Origin of the sequence: Burkholderia sp. NFPP32 (assembly GCF_900119325.1) — a bacterium.
In the GTDB taxonomy this organism is placed as follows: domain Bacteria; phylum Pseudomonadota; class Gammaproteobacteria; order Burkholderiales; family Burkholderiaceae; genus Burkholderia; species Burkholderia pyrrocinia_C.
Genome location: NZ_FPJP01000010.1, coordinates 195,382 through 212,947, shown reverse-complemented (window position 1 = coordinate 212,947; position 17,566 = coordinate 195,382). Strand labels below are relative to the sequence as shown.

Annotated in this window: 13 protein-coding genes; 11 read left to right on the top strand and 2 right to left on the bottom strand. The window is 68.4% G+C overall.

Going from position 1 to position 17,566, the window contains the following annotated elements; translation table 11 throughout:
- Positions 1-140 precede the first annotated feature (140 nt).
- From BT264_RS20395 to BT264_RS20365, 7 genes are all read left to right on the top strand, one after another.
- The gene (locus BT264_RS20395; RefSeq protein ID WP_072439949.1) at positions 141-968 is read left to right on the top strand and encodes a p-hydroxycinnamoyl CoA hydratase/lyase; all 828 of its coding nucleotides are present in this window, start codon (positions 141-143) and stop codon (positions 966-968) included.
- A gap of 42 nt (positions 969-1,010) precedes the next feature.
- Positions 1,011-2,462: an aldehyde dehydrogenase gene (locus BT264_RS20390; protein WP_072439951.1), complete on the top strand. Its 1,452-nt coding sequence runs from the start codon at positions 1,011-1,013 to the stop codon at positions 2,460-2,462.
- Positions 2,463-2,553: 91 nt separating this feature from the next.
- Positions 2,554-4,452, top strand: coding sequence for a feruloyl-CoA synthase (locus BT264_RS20385; RefSeq protein ID WP_072439953.1), 1,899 nt, complete (start codon positions 2,554-2,556; stop codon positions 4,450-4,452).
- Between the two features lie 221 nt (positions 4,453-4,673).
- Positions 4,674-5,168, top strand: a complete 495-nt coding sequence (locus BT264_RS20380; RefSeq protein WP_072439955.1) for a MarR family winged helix-turn-helix transcriptional regulator — start codon at positions 4,674-4,676, stop codon at positions 5,166-5,168.
- A gap of 286 nt (positions 5,169-5,454) precedes the next feature.
- Positions 5,455-6,660, top strand: coding sequence for a 3-(3-hydroxy-phenyl)propionate transporter MhpT (gene mhpT, locus BT264_RS20375; protein ID WP_072439957.1), 1,206 nt, complete (start codon positions 5,455-5,457; stop codon positions 6,658-6,660).
- 67 nt (positions 6,661-6,727) lie between these two features.
- Entirely contained in the window at positions 6,728-7,867 is a 1,140-nt protein-coding gene (locus BT264_RS20370; protein ID WP_072439959.1) for a porin, read from the top strand.
- Positions 7,868-7,895: 28 nt separating this feature from the next.
- Positions 7,896-9,617 (top strand): tannase/feruloyl esterase family alpha/beta hydrolase, encoded by a 1,722-nt coding sequence (locus BT264_RS20365; RefSeq protein ID WP_072439961.1) that lies wholly within the window; start codon positions 7,896-7,898, stop codon positions 9,615-9,617.
- Between the two features lie 76 nt (positions 9,618-9,693).
- Here the strand turns inward: BT264_RS20365 and BT264_RS20360 are convergent, their stop codons facing one another.
- Positions 9,694-10,170 (bottom strand): Lrp/AsnC family transcriptional regulator, encoded by a 477-nt coding sequence (locus BT264_RS20360; RefSeq protein WP_072439963.1) that lies wholly within the window; start codon positions 10,168-10,170, stop codon positions 9,694-9,696.
- Positions 10,171-10,350: 180 nt separating this feature from the next.
- On the opposite strand from BT264_RS20360, the gene BT264_RS20355 reads away from it, so the two are divergent.
- A complete protein-coding gene (locus BT264_RS20355) occupies positions 10,351-11,583 on the top strand; it encodes a diaminopropionate ammonia-lyase (RefSeq protein ID WP_072439965.1) in 1,233 nt (410 codons plus the stop codon).
- A 37-nt stretch (positions 11,584-11,620) separates the two neighbouring features.
- Complete coding sequence (locus BT264_RS20350) at positions 11,621-12,805, top strand: M20 aminoacylase family protein (protein WP_072439967.1); 1,185 nt, start codon at positions 11,621-11,623, stop codon at positions 12,803-12,805.
- A gap of 58 nt (positions 12,806-12,863) precedes the next feature.
- Here the strand turns inward: BT264_RS20350 and BT264_RS20345 are convergent, their stop codons facing one another.
- Positions 12,864-14,222 (bottom strand): aspartate aminotransferase family protein, encoded by a 1,359-nt coding sequence (locus tag BT264_RS20345; protein ID WP_072439969.1) that lies wholly within the window; start codon positions 14,220-14,222, stop codon positions 12,864-12,866.
- Between the two features lie 512 nt (positions 14,223-14,734).
- On the opposite strand from BT264_RS20345, the gene BT264_RS20340 reads away from it, so the two are divergent.
- Both BT264_RS20340 and BT264_RS20335 read left to right on the top strand, forming a co-directional pair.
- Positions 14,735-15,298 (top strand): CS1 type fimbrial major subunit, encoded by a 564-nt coding sequence (locus BT264_RS20340; RefSeq protein ID WP_072439971.1) that lies wholly within the window; start codon positions 14,735-14,737, stop codon positions 15,296-15,298.
- Positions 15,299-15,560: 262 nt separating this feature from the next.
- On the top strand, positions 15,561-17,561 hold the full coding sequence (locus tag BT264_RS20335) for a glycoside hydrolase family 28 protein (protein WP_072439973.1): 2,001 nt from the start codon (positions 15,561-15,563) through the stop codon (positions 17,559-17,561).
- Positions 17,562-17,566 lie beyond the last annotated feature (5 nt).

Here is a 17,566-nt window from a genome sequence, read left to right as displayed (position 1 = left end):
GCCGCGCGGCGCGAAACCGCGCGTTCGCGCCCGTTTAGGGGTTTGTCCCGAGCCGCTTCCATTCTACTTTACATATCAGGCTACCTGATAGTAAATTGGCGTCGAGTCGCGCAGGGCGGCACTGTCATTGGAGAACGAAGATGAGTTACGAAGGTCGCTGGAAAACGGTGAAGGTCGCGGTCGAGGGCGGGATCGCGTGGGTCACGCTGAACCGTCCGGACAAGCGCAACGCGATGAGCCCGACGCTGAACATGGAGATGATCGACGTGCTGGAAGCGGTCGAGCTCGACGCCGAAGCGCAGGTGCTCGTGCTGACCGGCGAGGGCGACGCATGGACGGCCGGGATGGACCTGAAGGAGTATTTCCGCGAAGTGGACGCGGGCCCGGAGATCCTGCAGGAAAAGATCCGCCGCGACGCGAGCCGCTGGCAGTGGCAACTGCTGCGCATGTATTCGAAGCCGACGATCGCGATGGTCAACGGCTGGTGCTTCGGCGGCGGTTTCTCGCCGCTCGTCGCGTGCGATCTCGCGATCGCGGCCGACGAAGCCGTGTTCGGGCTGTCGGAGATCAACTGGGGCATCCCGCCGGGCAACCTCGTCAGCAAGGCGATGGCGGATACGGTCGGGCATCGCGAGGCGCTGTACTACATCATGACCGGCGATACCTTCACCGGGCCGCAGGCCGCGAAGATGGGGCTCGTCAACAAGAGCGTGCCGCGTGCGCAACTGCGCGACGAAGTGCTTGCACTCGCCGCGAAGCTGCTGGACAAGAATCCGGTCGTGATCCGCAATGCGAAGCACGGCTTCAAGCGCTGCCGCGAACTGACGTGGGAGCAGAACGAGGACTACCTGTACGCGAAGCTCGACCAGGCGAACTACCGCGATCCGGAAGGCGGCCGCGAGCAGGGCCTCAAGCAGTTCCTCGACGACAAGAGCATCAAGCCGGGCCTGCAGGCGTACAAGCGCTGACGCGCGACGCGGCACGCAACCGGACTGAGCGGAGACAGCGAAATGCACGAAGTGAGTTTGTTGATCGACGGCGTGTCGCGCGGCGCGTCGGATGGCGGCACGTTCGACCGGATCGATCCGGCGACGGGACAGGTGGCGTCGCGCGCCGCCGCGGCGACGCTCGCCGATGCGGATGCCGCGGTCGCGGCGGCCGCGCGCGCGTTTCCCGCGTGGGCGGCGCTCGCGCCGACCGAGCGCCGCCGGCGGCTGCTCGCGGCGGCCGACCGGATGGACGCGCGCGCCGGCGAATTCATCGAGACCGGCCGCGCGGAAACCGGCGCGATGGCGAACTGGTACGGCTTCAACGTGATGCTCGCGGCGAACATGCTGCGCGAGGCCGCCGCGATGACGACGCAGATCGACGGCGCGGTCATTCCGTCCGACGTGCCGGGCAACCTCGCGATGGCCGTGCGCCAGCCGTGCGGCGTCGTGCTCGGCATCGCGCCGTGGAACGCGCCGGTGATCCTCGCGACCCGCGCGCTCGCGATGCCGCTCGCGTGCGGCAACACGGTCGTGCTGAAGGCGTCCGAAGGCTGCCCGGGCGTGCACCGGCTGATCGGCAGCGTGCTGCACGACGCGGGGCTCGGTGATGGCGTCGTCAACGTGATCACGCATGCGCCGCAGGACGCACCGGCGATCGTCGAACGGCTGATCGCTAACCCGGCGGTGCGGCGCGTCAACTTCACCGGGTCGACGCGCGTCGGCCGGATCGTCGCGACGCTCGCCGCGCAGCACCTGAAGCCGGCGCTGCTCGAACTCGGCGGCAAGGCGCCGGTGCTCGTGCTCGACGACGCGGATCTCGATGCGGCGGTCGACGCGGTCGCGTTCGGCGCATTCTTCAACCAGGGCCAGATCTGCATGTCGACCGAGCGCGTGATCGTCGACCGGAAAGTCGCCGATGCGTTCGTCGAGCGGCTCGTCGCGAAGGCGCGTACGCTGAAGGCCGGCAACCCGGCCGCACCGAACGTCGTGCTCGGCACGCTGGAAAGCGCGTCGGCCGCGCAGCGCATTGCGGCGCTGGTCGCCGACGCGCGCGCGCACGGCGCGGCGTTGCCGCTCGGCTGCGAAGTCGACGGCGCGGTGATGCAGCCGATGATCGTCGACGGCGTCACGCGCGACATGAAGCTCTATGCGGACGAATCGTTCGGGCCGGTCGTGACCGTGCAGCGCGTCGATGGCGACGAAGCGGCGCTGGCGGCCGCGAACGACAGCGAATACGGGCTGTCGGCCGCGGTGTTCAGCCGCGACATCGCGCGCGCGATGCAGGTCGCGAAACGGATCGAGTCGGGCATCTGCCACATCAACGGCCCGACCGTGCACGACGAGGCGCAGATGCCGTTCGGCGGCGTGAAGGCGAGCGGCTACGGCCGGTTCGGCAGCAAGGCGTCGATTGCCGAATTCACCGACCTGCGCTGGATCACCGTGCAGACCGCGCCGCGCCACTACCCGATCTGAGCGGGCCGCCGCGCAGCGGCTACGACAACGACACAATGAAGTTCCCGCCGCGCGCTGCAAGCGCGCCGGCGGAACCGACTGGAGACAGACCTTGGATGCGGATCCGACCCAACTGCGCGGCATCGCCGCCGCGCAGCCGGCCCCCGCCGGCTACCGCCCCGTCGCGATCGGCGCGGCGCCGCCCGACATCGCGCAACGCGACGGCTGCTGGACCCTGCGTGCATCGACCGCGCTCGGCGCATATCCGCGCCGGCTGACCGACCGGCTCGTCAGCGGCGCGCAAGCGCACCCGGACCGCTGGCTCGTCGCGCGGCGCGGCCCCGACGGCGCGTGGATCGGCATCAGCTATGCGCAGATGCTCGAACGCGCACGCGCGATCGGCCAGGCACTGCTCGATCGCGGGCTGTCGGCCGAGCGGCCGGTCGCGATCCTGTCCGGCAACGATCTCGAACACCTGCAGGTCGCGTTCGGCGCGCTGTGGGCCGGCATTCCGTATGCGCCGCTGTCGCCCGCGTATTCGCTCGTGTCGAGCGACTACGGCAAGCTTCGCCATGCGCTGGCGCTGCTGACGCCGGGGCTCGTGTTTGCCGCGGACGGCGACGCGTTCCGTGCCGCGCTCGATGCGACGGTGCCGCCCGACGTCGAGCGCGTGGTCGTGTCGGCTGCGGACGGGATGCGCGGCGTCACGCGCCTCGCGTCGCTGCTCGACACCGTGCCGGGCAGCGTCGACGCCGCGCACGATGCGATCGCGGCCGATACGATCGCCAAGTTCCTGTTCACGTCCGGTTCGACGCGGCTGCCAAAGGCGGTGCCGACCACGCACCGGATGCTGTGCAGCAACCAGCAGATGCTGCTCGAAACGTTTCCGCAATTCGGCATCGAGCCGCCGGTGTTGGTCGACTGGCTGCCGTGGAACCACACGTTCGGCGGCAGCCACAACGTGGGGATTGCGCTGTACAACGGCGGCACGCTGTATATCGACGACGGCAAGCCGGTCGCCGGCAAGTTCGACGAGACGCTGCGCAACCTGCGCGAGATCGCGCCGACGGTGTACTTCAACGTGCCGAAAGGCTGGGAGGAACTGACCGCCGCGCTTGAAACGGACGCGGCGCTGCGCGAGACCTTCTTCTCGCGCGTGAAGATGTATTTCTTCGCGGGCGCGGGGCTGTCGCAGGCGGCATGGGACCGGCTCGAGCGCGTGACGCTCGCTCACTGCGGCGAGCGGATCCGGATCATGGCGGGCCTCGGGATGACCGAGGCCGCGCCGTCGTGCATGTTCACCACCGGGCCGATGTCGGGCGCCGGGTACATCGGCCTGCCCGCGCCCGGCTGCGACGCGAAGCTGGTGCCGGTCGACGGCAAGCTCGAGGCGCGCTTTCGCGGGCCGAACGTGATGGCCGGCTACTGGCGCGCGGGCCGCGACGACGCGCGCGAGGTGTTCGACGAAGAAGGCTATTACCGCAGCGGCGATGCGGTGCGCTTCGTCGACCCGCAGCGTCCGGAGATCGGGCTGATGTTCGACGGCCGCATCGCCGAGGATTTCAAGCTGTCGACGGGGACCTTCGTGAGCGTCGGGCCGATGCGCGCGCGGATCGTGTCGAACGGCGCGCCGTATGTGCAGGACGCGGTCGTGACCGGAATGAACCGCGACGACGTCGGCGCGATGATCTTTCCGCGCATCGACGATTGCCGCCGCCTCGCGGGCGCGGGGCCGGACGCCGACGTGCGCGCCGTGCTGCAGGCGCCGGCCGTGCGCGCGTTTTTCGCGGACCTGCTGCAGCGGTTGAACCGCGACGCGACCGGCAGCGCGACGTTCATCACGCGGCTGTGTCTGCTCGATACGCCGCCGTCGCTCGATCTCGGCGAAATCACCGACAAGGGTTCGATCAACCAGCGTGCGGTGCTGACGCAGCGCGCGGCGCTGATCGAGGCGATGTATGCGCGCGACGCGGCCGATGCGGGCGTGATCGTCGCCGGCGCGGCGCGCTGATGTCGAGCGTCGTGCCGCACCGCCATGCGGCGGCGGTGCGGCACGCGGTCAGCACGGCAGCGCGTTCCCGGTCGATTGGCGGGTAAACCCCGATCGAAACCGCCGAATCGGGTCCGTGTTGTATACGGTGCTCCGGACGCCGCGATGCGGGCGATGCGAGCGTGCCCGCCATGCGGGCCGCGTGAGGTAAGATGGCCCGCGATCTTCCTCCCGACACCTTCATGAGTTCGACACCCGTCAAACCGGCCGGCGCGAAACGCGCTGCCCGTGCCACCGAGGCCAGGCCGCCCGTGCGTGCCCAGCAGCGGCTGACCTACCTGATCGGCAATCTCGATCGGCTGCTGCGCCGCCTGATGAGCGATGCGCTCGCACCGCTCGGCGTGACGCTCGCGCAATACACGGCGCTGTCGGTGCTCGAGGCGCGCGGCGCGCTGTCCAACGCGCAGCTCGCGGTGCGCTCGTTCATCACGCCGCAATCCGCGAACGAGGTGATGGTCGCGATGGCGGCCCGCGGCTTCGTCACGCGCGAGGCCGATCCGAATCATGGCCGCGTGATCCTGCTGCGCCTGACCGACGAAGGTTCGGCGATCCTGCGCGAATGCGAACGGGTGCTGCGGCCGCTCGAACGCCGAATGCTCGGCGACGACCTCACCGCCGCCGACGCCGCGCAGGTCCAGCGCACGCTCGAACTGTTCGTGCGCAACCTGCGCGACTGAACCACACTTTCGTTTCATTCGTCGTTCCGCACGGCCTTGCCCGGCCGGCTTCCGCGCGCGTTGCGGGTTAACACCGGCGCGCAACACACTTGAAATATCAGGTTACCTGTTATTAAATCATTCCGTCCTTCGATGGGATGACGGTCCGCACGACCGGTTGGTCGCGCGGATTTTATTTCGGACAATGAATCAGGTTACCTGATAATTTATGGTGCATGGTCCGATCACGACAAAGACACCGCGCATGCGTCCTGGCATGACGCGCAGTACAAGGTTTGGAGACGACATGGACACTTCCGTTGCCGAGAGGCCGGCCGTCGCGACGACGCTCGGTCTGTGTTTCGCGATCGCGCTGCTCGAGGGGCTCGACCTGCAGTCGGTCGGCGTCGCCGCGCCGCGCATGGCTCACGAGTTCGGGCTCACGGTTTCGCAGATGGGGCTCGCGTTCAGCGCCGGCACGTTCGGCCTGCTGCCGGGCGCGATGCTCGGCGGGTGGCTCGCCGACCGGATCGGCCGCAAGCACGTGCTGATCGCGTCGGTCTGCCTGTTCGGGCTGCTGTCGATCGCGACCGCGCACGTGTCGAGCTTCGCGATGCTGGTCGTCGTGCGCGCGCTGACCGGCCTCGGCCTCGGCGGCGCGATGCCGAACCTGATCGCGCTGTCGTCCGAAGCGGCCGACGCGCGCTCGCGCAGCAGCGCGGTCGCCGTGATGTACTGCGGCATTCCGTTCGGCGGCGTGATCGCGTCGTTGATCGGCGTGCTGCTGGCCGGCGACACCGAGTGGCGGCACATCTTCTACGTCGGCGGCATCGGGCCGCTGCTGCTCGCTCCGCTGCTGCTCGCGCTGCTGCCGGAATCGCGCGCGTTCCTCGACGTCAGCGCATCGGGCGCCGCGCGCCCGAGCGTCGCGCACACGCTGTTCGGCGGCGCGCGCACGGGCACCACGCTCGCGCTCTGGCTCAGCTATTTCTGCACGCTGATCGTGCTGTATTTCCTGCTGAACTGGCTGCCGTCGCTGATGGCGGCGAAGGGGCTCGCGCGCAGCCAGGCCGGGATCGTGCAGATCTTCTTCAACATCGGCAGCGGCCTCGGCGTGCTCGGCATCGGCATGTCGATGGACCGGATGCAGCCGTCGCGGGTCGTCGGCGGCATGTATGCGGGGATCGTGCTGTCGCTCGCCGCGCTCGCGATCGCGCCCGGGCTCGTATGGCTGTCCGCCGCGGCGTTCGCGGCCGGGATGTTCGTCGTCGGCGGCCAGTCGGTGCTGTATGCGCTGGCCGCGATGTACTACCCGACCGCGATGCGCGGCACCGGCGTCGGCTCCGCGGTCGCGGTGGGCCGGCTCGGCTCCGTGGTCGGCCCGCTTGCGGCGGCCGAGCTGCTCGCGATGGGCCGCAGCGCGTCGGTCGTGATCGGCGCGAGCATCCCCGTCACGCTGGTCGCCGCCGTCGCGGCGCTGGTGCTGATCCGCAGGCCGCAGGCCCACGACTGAGTTTGTTTACTTTCACCCACGAGCGCCGGCAGAGCGCGATATCGACGCAGGTCTGGAGACACTAACCATGAAGCACACCAAAGCCTTGCTGGCAGCCGGCGCATGCGCGCTGGCCGCGACGAGCGCGCACGCGCAATCGAGCGTGACGCTGTACGGGATCATCGACACCGGCGTCGAATACGTGTCGCACGCGAACGCGGCCGGCGATCACGTGGTGCGGATGCCGGGCGTGACCGGCGAGATGCCGTCGCGCTGGGGCCTGCGCGGCAACGAGGATCTCGGCGGCGGCTACCAGGCCGTGTTCGTGCTCGAAAGCGGCTTCAACGTGCGCGGCGGCGATCTCGGCCAAGGCGGGCGGCTGTTCGGGCGGCAGGCATTCGTCGGGCTGAAGGGCGGTTTCGGCACGCTCGCGTTCGGCCGCCAGTACACGATGACCTACCTCGCGCTGCAGGGCGCGGACATCATCGGGCCCGACATCTACGGGCTCGGCTCGTTCGACGCGTACGTGCCGAACGGCCGCGCCGACAACGCGGTGACCTACATCGGCACGTATCGCGGCGTGACGCTCGGCGCCGCCTATTCGTTCGGCCGCGACGGCGCCGGCACCGGCAACTCGCCGGGGCAGGGCACGTGCGCGGGGCAGGTGCCGGGCCACGCGGTCGAGTGCCGCAACTGGTCGGCGATGCTCAAGTACGACAGCGCGTATTTCGGCGCGGCGGCGTCGTACGAGGAGCAGCGCGGCGGCACGGGCGCGGCCGCGAACTTCTTCGACGGCGTCGCGCCGGTCGCCTTCACGAGCAGCGCGGGCAAGGACGCGCGCGTGCACGTGAGCGCGTATGCACAGGCGGCGGGTGCGCGGATCGGCGCGGGCTGGATCGGGCGGCGCGTGTCGACCGGTTCGCCGGCCGCGCCCGGCGCGCATTCGGATCTGTTCTTCGTCGGTGCGTCGTATGCGGTCAAGCCGGACTTCATCGTCGACGGCGAAGGCTACCGGATCGTCAACAGCGCGCGCGACACGCGCGCGACGATGGCGACGCTGCGCGCGACCTATCTGCTGACGAAGCGCACGTCGGTCTACGCGCAATCCTCGTATCTGTGGAACAGCGCGCACGCGCGCTACGCGGTCAGCGGCGGCGGCCCCGGCACGACGCCCGGCGCGGGGATGGGGCAGCTCGGCGCGATGGTCGGCGTCAAGCACATGTTCTGATCAGGCAGCCTGACGAAGGGGAGATATCTTGAACAGAAAATCTGTATTCCTCTGCATTGCGCCGCTGTCAGCGGCGATGCTCGCCGGTTGCGGCGGCGACGATTCGGTCAACGCCGCGCCCACGCACCTGAGCGCCGCGACGCCGGCCGCGCTGGCGCAGACCTGCGACGCGCTCGCCGCGAAGCTCGCGTATGCGAACACGTCGTTCACGTCGGTTGCGACCGCGGCCGCCGGCGCGCTGACGGTGGCCGGCAAGCCGATCGCCGAGCACTGCGTGATCGAAGGCAAGATGAACGAGCGCGTGAGCGCGGTCGACGGCAACACCTATGCGATCGGCTTCGAGATGCGCTTGCCGAAGGCGTGGAACGGCCGCTTCTTCTACCAGGCGAATGGCGGCCTCGACGGCAACGTCGTGACCGCGACCGGCGAGATCGGCGGCGGCGGGCCGCTGACCGATGCGCTGAACCAGGGCTTCGCGGTGATCAGCTCGGATTCCGGGCACAGCGGCGCGCAGAATCCGCTGTTCGGCCTCGATCCGCAGGCGCGGATCGACTACGGCTATGGCGCCGTCGATGCGCTGACGCCGATGGCCAAGCAGGTGATCCGTCTCGCCTACGGGAAGGCGCCCGACCGCAGCTACTTCGGCGGCTGTTCGAACGGCGGCCGTCACGCGATGGTCACGGCGGTGCGCAACCCGGGCGACTACGACGGCATCATCGCGGGCGATCCGGGCTTCCATTTGCCGAAGGCGGCGATCGGCGAGATGTACGGTGCGCAGCAGTTCGCGAAGATCGCGTCGGCGACCGGATCGAACGGGCTGCCGGATATCCGCAGCGGCTTCACCGACACGGAGCGCCGGTTCGTCGGCGCGAAGATCCTCGACAAATGCGATGCGCTCGACGGCGCGGCCGACGGGATGGTGCAGGACGTCGCCGCGTGCCAGGCGCACTTCAGCGTCGAGACGGACGTCCCGACCTGCGCGAACGGCACGCGCACCGGCGCATGCTTGACGACCGCGCAGAAAACCGCGCTCGAGAACGTATTCGCGGGTGCGCGCAACAGCGCAGGCACGGCGCTCTATGCGAGCTTTCCGTACGATCCGGGCGTGGCCGGCGGCGGCTGGGCCTCGTGGAAGCAGTCGAATTCCATCACGCTCGATCCGGTCGCGATGGCGTTCACGTTCATGTCGCCGCCGAAAACCGCCGCCACGCTCGCGAACCTGCCCGGTTTCGCGCTCGGCTTCGACATGGACAACGACGCGCCGGCGATTTTCGCGACCAGCGGCGTGTACACGCAATCCGCGTGGTCGTTCATGACGCCGCCCGACGAGACGAACCTGTCCGCGCTGAAGTCGCGCGGCGCGAAGCTGCTCGTCTATCACGGCACCGGCGACCCGGTGTTCTCGTCCAGCGATACGAGCGACTGGTACCAGCGGGTCGCGCAGGCGAACGGCGGCGATGCGTCGAGCTTCGCGCGCTACTATCCGGTGCCCGGGATGAACCACTGTGCAGGCGGGCCGGCGGCCGACCAGTTCGACATGCTGACGCCGCTCGTCGCGTGGGTCGAGCAGGGGCAGGCGCCCGCCGCGATCGTGGCTGCCGCGCGCGATGCGACGAACGCGGTGCCGAACGCGGACGTGCCCGCATCGTGGGGCACGGGGCGTACGCGCCCGCTGTGCCCGTATCCGCAGGTGGCGCGCTACAACGGTTCGGGCGACGTGAATTCGGAGGCGAGCTTCAGTTGCCGCTGACGTAGCCGTGGATGGGATGCGGCCGGCGCCTGCAGTCGCGCGCCGGCCGTTTCATGGCCGTACGCCTCCGCCGCACTCACTCGCCGGAATCGACTGGCACCTCGAGCCCCACCTTCACGCGGCTCATGCTCACCAGTGTCTTGAACCGCTTCACGTTGTTGTTCGCGAAGAACAGCTCGCGCGTGAGCGCGTTGTACTGATCCATGTTGCGCACGGCGAGGATCAGCACGAAATCCCATTCCCCCGTCACGTAGTAGCACTGCTGGATCTGCGGGCAGCGCTCGAAGGTCCGCTTCATCGCGTCGAGCAGGTCGATCTGCTCGCTCTCGACCTCGACGTTCACGACGATCGTCAACGGATGATCGACCTTCTCCGGCGCGACGACGGCCGTATAGCGCTCGATCACGCCGTCTTCCGCGAGACGCTTCAAACGCCGGTTCACCGCCGCCGTCGACAGATTCACGCGTGCGCCGAGTTCGCTTTGCGGCGTCTGCGCGTCGCGCTGGATTTCCATCAGCAGCTTGCGATCGAACGCATCGAGTGGGGTCGTCATGATGGTGCGCGAAACCTCGAAAGAATGAGAAATTTTTGCGTTCAGGCGGCCAATTCGGCGATTTTATTGACCAGCGTGCGCAATATTATTTTTCGAACCGACGGCGAACGCAACCCGCGCTTGCCCGATCCGACCCACCCGACGGACCGCCGGCACGGTCCTGCTCCGGAGCCTTTCGCCATGCTGATCGCCAACCCCCGCGCATCGCGCGCCGCCTATCCCGACGCGCTGCGCCGCGTGATGAACATCGCGTCGGCCGACGAAAGCGGCGCGTGGCTGTCGCACTGGCCGCTCGTCGGCAATGCGCGTACGCCGCTGCGCGCGCTGCCGGACCTCGCCGCGCGGCTCGGCGTCGCGAGCGTCAGCGTGAAGGACGAGTCGTGCCGCTCGCCGCTCGGCAGCTTCAAGGCGCTCGGCGCGCCGATCGCGCTGGTGCGGCTCGTGAGGCGCCTGCGGCGCACCCGAGATCTCGATCCGCAAGGGCTGATCACCGGCCGCTACGCAGCGCAGCTGGCCGACCTGACGGTGATCAGCGCGACCGACGGCAATCACGGCCGTGCGCTGGCCGCCGCTGCGCGCGCGATCGGCTGCGGCTGCGTGATCGTGCTGCACGCGAATGTCGACGCCGAGCGCGAACGCGCGATCTCGGCATACGGCGCGCGGATCGTGCGCATCGCGGGGAACTACGACGAGTCGGTCGTATGCGCGGCGCAGCTTGCGCAGGCGAACGGCTGGTATGTCGTGTCGGATACGTCGTACGACGGCTACGAAGCGATTCCCCGCGACGTGATGCAGGGTTACGGCGTGATCGCCGCCGAGGCCGCCGCGCAGGCGGCGCAACACGACGGGCGGCCGTTCACGCACGTGTTGCTGCAGGGCGGTGTGGGCGGCCTTGCCGCGGGCGTGGCGAGCTACCTGTGGGAGCGCGATGGCGCGCGGCGGCCGCATTTCATCGTCGTCGAGCCGCGCCAGGCCGACTGCCTGTACCAGAGCGCGCTCGCGGGGCGCGCGGCGAAGGCGACCGGCAGCGTCGATTCGGTGATGGCCGGGCTCGCGTGCGGCGAGGCGTCGCCGCTCGCATGGGATTTCCTCGAGCTGTGCATCGACCATTTCATGCTGATCGACGATGAAGATGCCGTGCGCGCGATGCGCGGCCTCGCGGCCGGCAGCGAACGCGACGTGCCGCTCGTCGCCGGCGAATCGGGCGCGGCCGGCATTGCGGGGCTGGAAGCGCTGATGCGCGACCCTGCGCTCGCGCGGCAGGCGGGGCTCGACGCGAGCTCGCGCGTGCTGGCGATCAATACGGAAGGCGCGACGGCGCCGTCCGTGTACCGGCGCTGCGTCGGCGACACGGCCGACGCCGTGCTCGCGCGGCAGCGCGACTGGCTGAACCGCGCGGCGGTAGCGGCCTGAACGACCAAACGACCAAACGACCGACGAGGCAAGCGCAATGGATGCAATCGACGCAATCGAAGAAAGCACGCTGCAGGGGCAACTGAAGACCTGGCGCCGGCATCTGCACCAGCATCCGGAGACGGGTTTCGAAGAGGTGAACACGTCCGACTACGTCGCGCGCATCCTGACGACGCTCGGGCTCGACGTGCATCGCGGCATCGGCGGCACGGGGCTCGTCGCGAACCTGACGGTCGGCACCGGCACCCGCGCGATCGGCATCCGCGCGGACATGGACGCGCTGAACATCGCCGAGCACGCGCCGGGCCGCGAACATGCGTCGCGCACGCCCGGCAAGATGCATGCGTGCGGGCACGACGGCCACATGTCGATGGTGCTCGGCGCCGCGCAGCTGCTGGCCGAGCGGAAGGACTTCGACGGCACGGTGCGCTTCATCTTCCAGCCGGCCGAGGAGCATGGCCGCGGCGCGAAGGCGATGATGGCCGACGGACTGTTCGAGCGCTTTCCGGTCGACGCGATCTTCGGCGCGCACAACATGCCGGGCATGCGCGCGGGCACGTTCTCGACGCGCTCGGGCGGCATCATGGCGAGCGAGGATAATTTCGTGATCCGGATCGACGGGCGCGGCACGCATGCGGCGCGCCCGCACATGGGCATCGATCCGATCGTGATCGGCGCGCAGATCGTGCTCGCGCTGCAGACGATCGTGTCGCGCAATCTCGATCCGGGCCAGCAGGCCGTGATCTCGTGCACGGAGTTCATCACCGACGGGCTGCGCAACGTGCTGCCGTCGACCGTGACGATCAAGGGCGACACGCGCAGCTATTCGCGCGACGTGCAGGCGCTGCTCGAAACGCGGATGCGCGAGATCAGCGAAGGGATCTGCCGCACGCATGGCGCGACCTGCACGTTCGACTACACGCACGAGTTCGCGCCGACGGTGAATTCCCCGGAGTGGGTCGACACGGCCGTGCAGGCCGCCGCGCATATCGCAGGCGCCGGCGCGGTGAATGCCGACGTGCAGCCGATGATGATCTCCGAGGATTTCGGCGCGTTCCTGCAGGCCGTGCCCGGCAACTTCGTGTTCATCGGCAACGGCGACGCGGCCGATCGAGGCGGCGTGCCGCTGCATAACGCGACGTACGATTTCAACGACGAGATCCTGCCGGTCGGCGCGCGTTATTTCGCGGAGGTGGCGCGGCGCGCGTTGCGGGCTGCGTAGCGCACGGCGCGGTGGGTGCGCCGGCCGCGGCCGCTGCGCCGCACCGCGCGTCAGCCCATCACACCAGCTCGCCCAGGCACGCGTCGAACTGCGCGACGAGTGTGTCGACATCGTCGCGCGTCGTCTGCGGGCACACGAGCATCATGTTGTGGAACGGCGTGATCAGCACGCCGCGATTCAGCAGGTACAGGTGCACGATGTGTTCGAGCTCGCTGTCGAGTTGCGCGCCGGCAAGCGTGCCGTTGCGCGGCGGCACGGGCGCGAACTGGAATTCGGTACGTGCGCCGATGCGCGTCACGCACCACGGCAGCCCGTGTTTCGCGATCGCCTGTTCGAGCCCGCCGGCCAGCCGCGCGGCGAGTTCGAACATGTGCGCATACGCGGCGTCGGTCGCGACTTCGGCCAGCGTCGCGCGCATCGCATGCATCGCGAGCATGTTCGCGCTGAGCGTCGTGCCGATGCCCGAATGGCCGGGCGGCGCGTTCAGCTTCGCCTGCTTCGCGCGTTCCGCGAATTCGGCGCTGAAACCGTACACCGCGCACGGCACGCCGCCCGCGATCGGCTTGCCGACCACCAGCATGTCCGGTTCGAGATCGTGCGCGACCGCGTAGCCGCCCGGGCCGCTGCTGATCGTGTGCGTCTCGTCGATCACGAGCAGCGTGCCGTAGCGGCGCGTCAGTTCGCGCGCCGCATCCCAGAAGCCCGGATCGGGCAGCACCATGCCGATGTTCGTCATCGCGGGCTCGGCGAGCACGCATGCGACGTCGCCATGCATCAGCGCGGCTTCGAGCGCGTCCAGATCGTTGAATTCGACGACGCGCGTGTTCGCGAGCAGGTCGTACGACTGCCCGAGCAGGCTGTCGCGCTGCACGGGGCGGCCGTCGACGAGATCGACGAACACATCGTCGACCGTGCCGTGATAACAGCCATTGAACACGACGATCGTGTTGCGGCCGGTGGCCGCGCGCGCCCAGCGCAGCACGAAGCGGTTCGCGTCGCTCGCGCTCAGCGCGAACTGCCAGACCGGCAGCCGGAAGCGGCGCGCGAGCTCGCGCGCGACCCACGCGGCGTCCTCGCTCGGCAGCATCGTCGTGTAGCCGCGCGTGGCCTGCTCGACGAGCGCGCGTGCAACGGGCTCGGGCGCATGGCCGAACATCGCGCCTGTATCGCCGAGGCAGAAATCCACATAGCGATGGCCGTCGACGTCGGTGAAGGTCGCGCCGCGCGCTTCCTTCACGTACAGCGAGAACGGCGTCGACCAGTCCTGCATCCAGTGCAACGGCACACCGAACAGCAGGTGCTCGGACGCTTCCGCGGACAGTGCGCGGGACGCCGGCATGGCTTCGGTGAACGCACGGCGCTCGCGATCGAACAGCGCGCGGGCGCGGATGAGGTCGACTCCGTGGCGGGAAGGCAAGTGGGGCTCAGGGGCAGTGAAGATGAGGAAACGATAGCGCGGGCGGCGGGGGGCTGAACAGGGGCGGAATTACCGAGGCGAACGGAAGCGCGACTATCCGTTGCGACTGACGATGACATTGCCGCGCCTGAAAGCAGGCGTTTTGCGCACGAGTGTTATTTGATTTGGAGATGGTACTGGTGAATGGAAGTCGAAAAGAACCGTGAAGGTTTCCATGGATATTTATCCGGACTTTCGTGGCCTATCGTTATTGCACGCCGTGGCGCGAGGTGTTCGTCAGAGTCGGTCGTTGCTGGCTGACGGGGGAATCTGATACGCGGTTGAGAATGCATCCGGTCGACTCGATCGGTCGCGCATGCGGCTGGGCATTTCGAATTCCGCGGGGATTTGCTTGTTAATTTCGAGATAAGCGAATATCGGATTTTCCTGCAATGGCGGGATCGTGAGCTCGAAGCGAGCCGGTTTTTCGGCGATCGGATTTCAACCATCCATCCAGAATGCGGAGCAACACAATGAAGATCGGAAAACATCTTGCCGCACTCGCTGCGTGCGGCGCATTGACCGGCATTGCTCACGCAGGCCCGGCGTCGCCGCAAGCGGTCGTCAAGAAGATCACGCTGACTGCGCATATCGGCGACAGCCTGTTCGTGTCGAAGCCGGACAATTCCGCGTGGTACGACGTGGTCGAACTGAACGCGACGGACCGTGCGCGGCAGAACTTCGCCACGACGCTGCCGATCCGTGTGCGCACGACGAACCCCGATATCAACGTCACGCTGCTGCAGCCGCTGCGGCTGTCGAACGGTCGCGACGAGATGGCCAACGCGAAGGTCGTGCTGACGGGCAAGGCAGGCGACGCGGAAATCGCGTCCGGCGCGGTTCGCACGCTCACGCTGGTCAAGCCCGGTCACGACGGCTTTGACGGCTACGACGAAACGCGCAACCTGAAAGTCAGCGCCCATATGCCGGCCGTCAGTGGGGCAGCTTCGACCAACGGGAGTTACCACGGCGATCTGGTGCTGATGTTTGAACCGGCCGCTTCGGCCGGGCGTGTGGTAGCGGCGACTGGCGAGTAGGTCGTTGCCCCGGCGGACGTCGTCGGCCGGGGCGTTTCAGTTGAAGTTTTTGCGCATAAACATACGACGACAGATCTATGGAGACACATTCTCTGATGTGAGTGGGCGCACACATCAAGGGCATTGGCTCAGTAAAAACAGGGTAAACGACAGATTCGTGTGCGGCTTCGATCGCATTTAGACTGCGCGTTGTAGTACGACGACGTATAAATAGCGATCCGCCGTCCGGCGCGTCGATACCCCATACACTGAAGGAGTGCCCATGGCCGTAAACAGCCGCCGTTCGTCTTCGTCTGCCCGATCGCCGTCGTCGAAGCCGGTATCGCGCCGCGCATTCATCGGCTGGAGCGGCGCGCTCGCCGGCGGCGCCGTGCTCGGCGGACCGCTCGCGGCGACCCGGGCGTTTGCGGGAGGCCACATGCCCACTGTGTCGGCGGTCGACCTCGTCTGGGGCGAGCATGGCGCGGCGGCGCGCATCGCCGCGTCGCTCGCGCACGTGTCGCGGCTCGCGCTGCGCGGGCGCGACTTCGACGTGACGCACTACGGCGCGCGCCCGTGTGCGACGGTCGCGCAAACGTCGCCGTACACGAACGTCGCGAAATCGCCGGTGAGCCCGGGTTCCGAACTGACGACCGCGCCCGGCGCGTTCGATTCGCGCCCGGCGTTTCTCGCGGCGATCGACGCGTGCCGTCGCGAAGGCGGCGGGCGCGTGGTCGTGCCGTCCGGCAACTGGTACTGCGCGGGGCCGATCGTGCTGCAGAGCAACGTCACGTTCCACCTGAGCGCGAACTGCACGATCTACTTCAGCCCGAACCCGGCCGACTACGCGAAGGACGGCCCGGTCGATTGCGGCGCGAACGGCCGGCTGTACTACAGCCGCTGGCAGGCGAACGATTGCCTGAACTACGGCGCGCCCGTCTACGCGCGCAACGCGACGAACATCGCGCTGACGGGCGAAGGCCCGACGTCGGTGCTCAACGGGCAGGCGATGACGCCGTTCTCCGGCAGCGGGGCCGGCAGCGTCTGCTGGTGGACCTACAAGGGCTCGTCGGGCGCGTACGGTGCAGGCGCGTCGGTGCCGAGCCAGGCCTATGCGAATCCGAACAACGTCGATCTGCGGATCGTCGCGCCCGCGATCCCCGACGCGCTCTACGCGCTGCTCACGTCGCCGGTCACGCCGTGGCGGCAGGACCAGAACTACCTGCCGGCGCTGTCCGAGGCCGGCGTGCCGGTCGAGAAGCGCATCTTCGGCCTCGGTCACTACCTGCGGCCGTGCATGGTCGAATTCATCGGCTGCACGAACGTGCTGATGGCGAACTACCAGACCCAGAACACGCCGTTCTGGCAGCACCACCCGACCGCGAGCCGCAATGTCGTGATTCGCGGCGTGACGACCAACAGCATCGGCCCGAACAACGACGGTTTCGATCCGGACGCGTGCACCGACGTGCTGTGCGAGGACTGCACGTTCAACACCGGCGACGACTGCATTGCGATCAAGTCCGGCAAGGATCGCGACACCGAATACGGGCCGGCGAAGCGGCACCTGATCCGCAACTGCACGATGAACAGCGGGCACGGCGGCATCACGCTCGGCAGCGAGATGGGCGGCGGCGTCGAGCAGATCTATGCGGCCAACCTGTCGATGCTGAACGCGAACTGGCAGACCAACCCGCTGAACATCGCGATTCGCGTGAAGACCAACATGAATCGCGGCGGCTACGTGAAGGACTTCCACGTGAAGGGCGTCACGCTGCCGAACGGCGTGACGCTGAAGGGCGGCGGCTACGGCAGCGCACTGCTCGCGGGCAGCCCGATCAACGCGAGCGTGCCGCTCGGCGTCGTCACGCCGTCGGCCGGCAACCCGTCGGCCGCGCAGGGCGGCATCGTCACGTTCGACTGCGATTACCAGCCCGCGAACGATGCGGTGCGCACGCGCGCGCCGGTCGTGCAGAACGTGACGATCTCGGACGTGAAGGCGAGCAACGTGACGCTGAACGGTGTGACCGCGTCGTGTTTCCAGGCGATCGTCGCGCAGGGGCCCGTTGCGTTCGACTACAACGGCACGCCGCCCGCGCCGGCCGTGCAGCCGATCTCCGGTGTGACGATCAGCAACTGCGACTTCGGTACGCCCGTCGCGTCGGGCACGCCGACGGTCACGTCGCCGGGGCCGATCTATGCGTTCAACGTGAGCGCGCTGACGCTGACGGACGTGACGATTTCCGGGCAGGCCGTCAACACGACGATTACCGACAAGCGGTGACGTGA

Coding starts and splice junctions, on each gene's coding strand:
- BT264_RS20395 (WP_072439949.1), top strand. CDS start 141: ATGAGTTACGAAGGTCGCTGGAAAACGGTGAAGGTCGCGGTCGAGGGC.
- BT264_RS20390 (WP_072439951.1), top strand. CDS start 1,011: ATGCACGAAGTGAGTTTGTTGATCGACGGCGTGTCGCGCGGCGCGTCG.
- BT264_RS20380 (WP_072439955.1), top strand. CDS start 4,674: ATGAGTTCGACACCCGTCAAACCGGCCGGCGCGAAACGCGCTGCCCGT.
- mhpT (WP_072439957.1), top strand. CDS start 5,455: ATGGACACTTCCGTTGCCGAGAGGCCGGCCGTCGCGACGACGCTCGGT.
- BT264_RS20370 (WP_072439959.1), top strand. CDS start 6,728: ATGAAGCACACCAAAGCCTTGCTGGCAGCCGGCGCATGCGCGCTGGCC.
- BT264_RS20360 (WP_072439963.1), bottom strand. CDS start 10,170: ATGACGACCCCACTCGATGCGTTCGATCGCAAGCTGCTGATGGAAATC.
- BT264_RS20355 (WP_072439965.1), top strand. CDS start 10,351: ATGCTGATCGCCAACCCCCGCGCATCGCGCGCCGCCTATCCCGACGCG.
- BT264_RS20350 (WP_072439967.1), top strand. CDS start 11,621: ATGGATGCAATCGACGCAATCGAAGAAAGCACGCTGCAGGGGCAACTG.
- BT264_RS20340 (WP_072439971.1), top strand. CDS start 14,735: ATGAAGATCGGAAAACATCTTGCCGCACTCGCTGCGTGCGGCGCATTG.
- BT264_RS20335 (WP_072439973.1), top strand. CDS start 15,561: ATGGCCGTAAACAGCCGCCGTTCGTCTTCGTCTGCCCGATCGCCGTCG.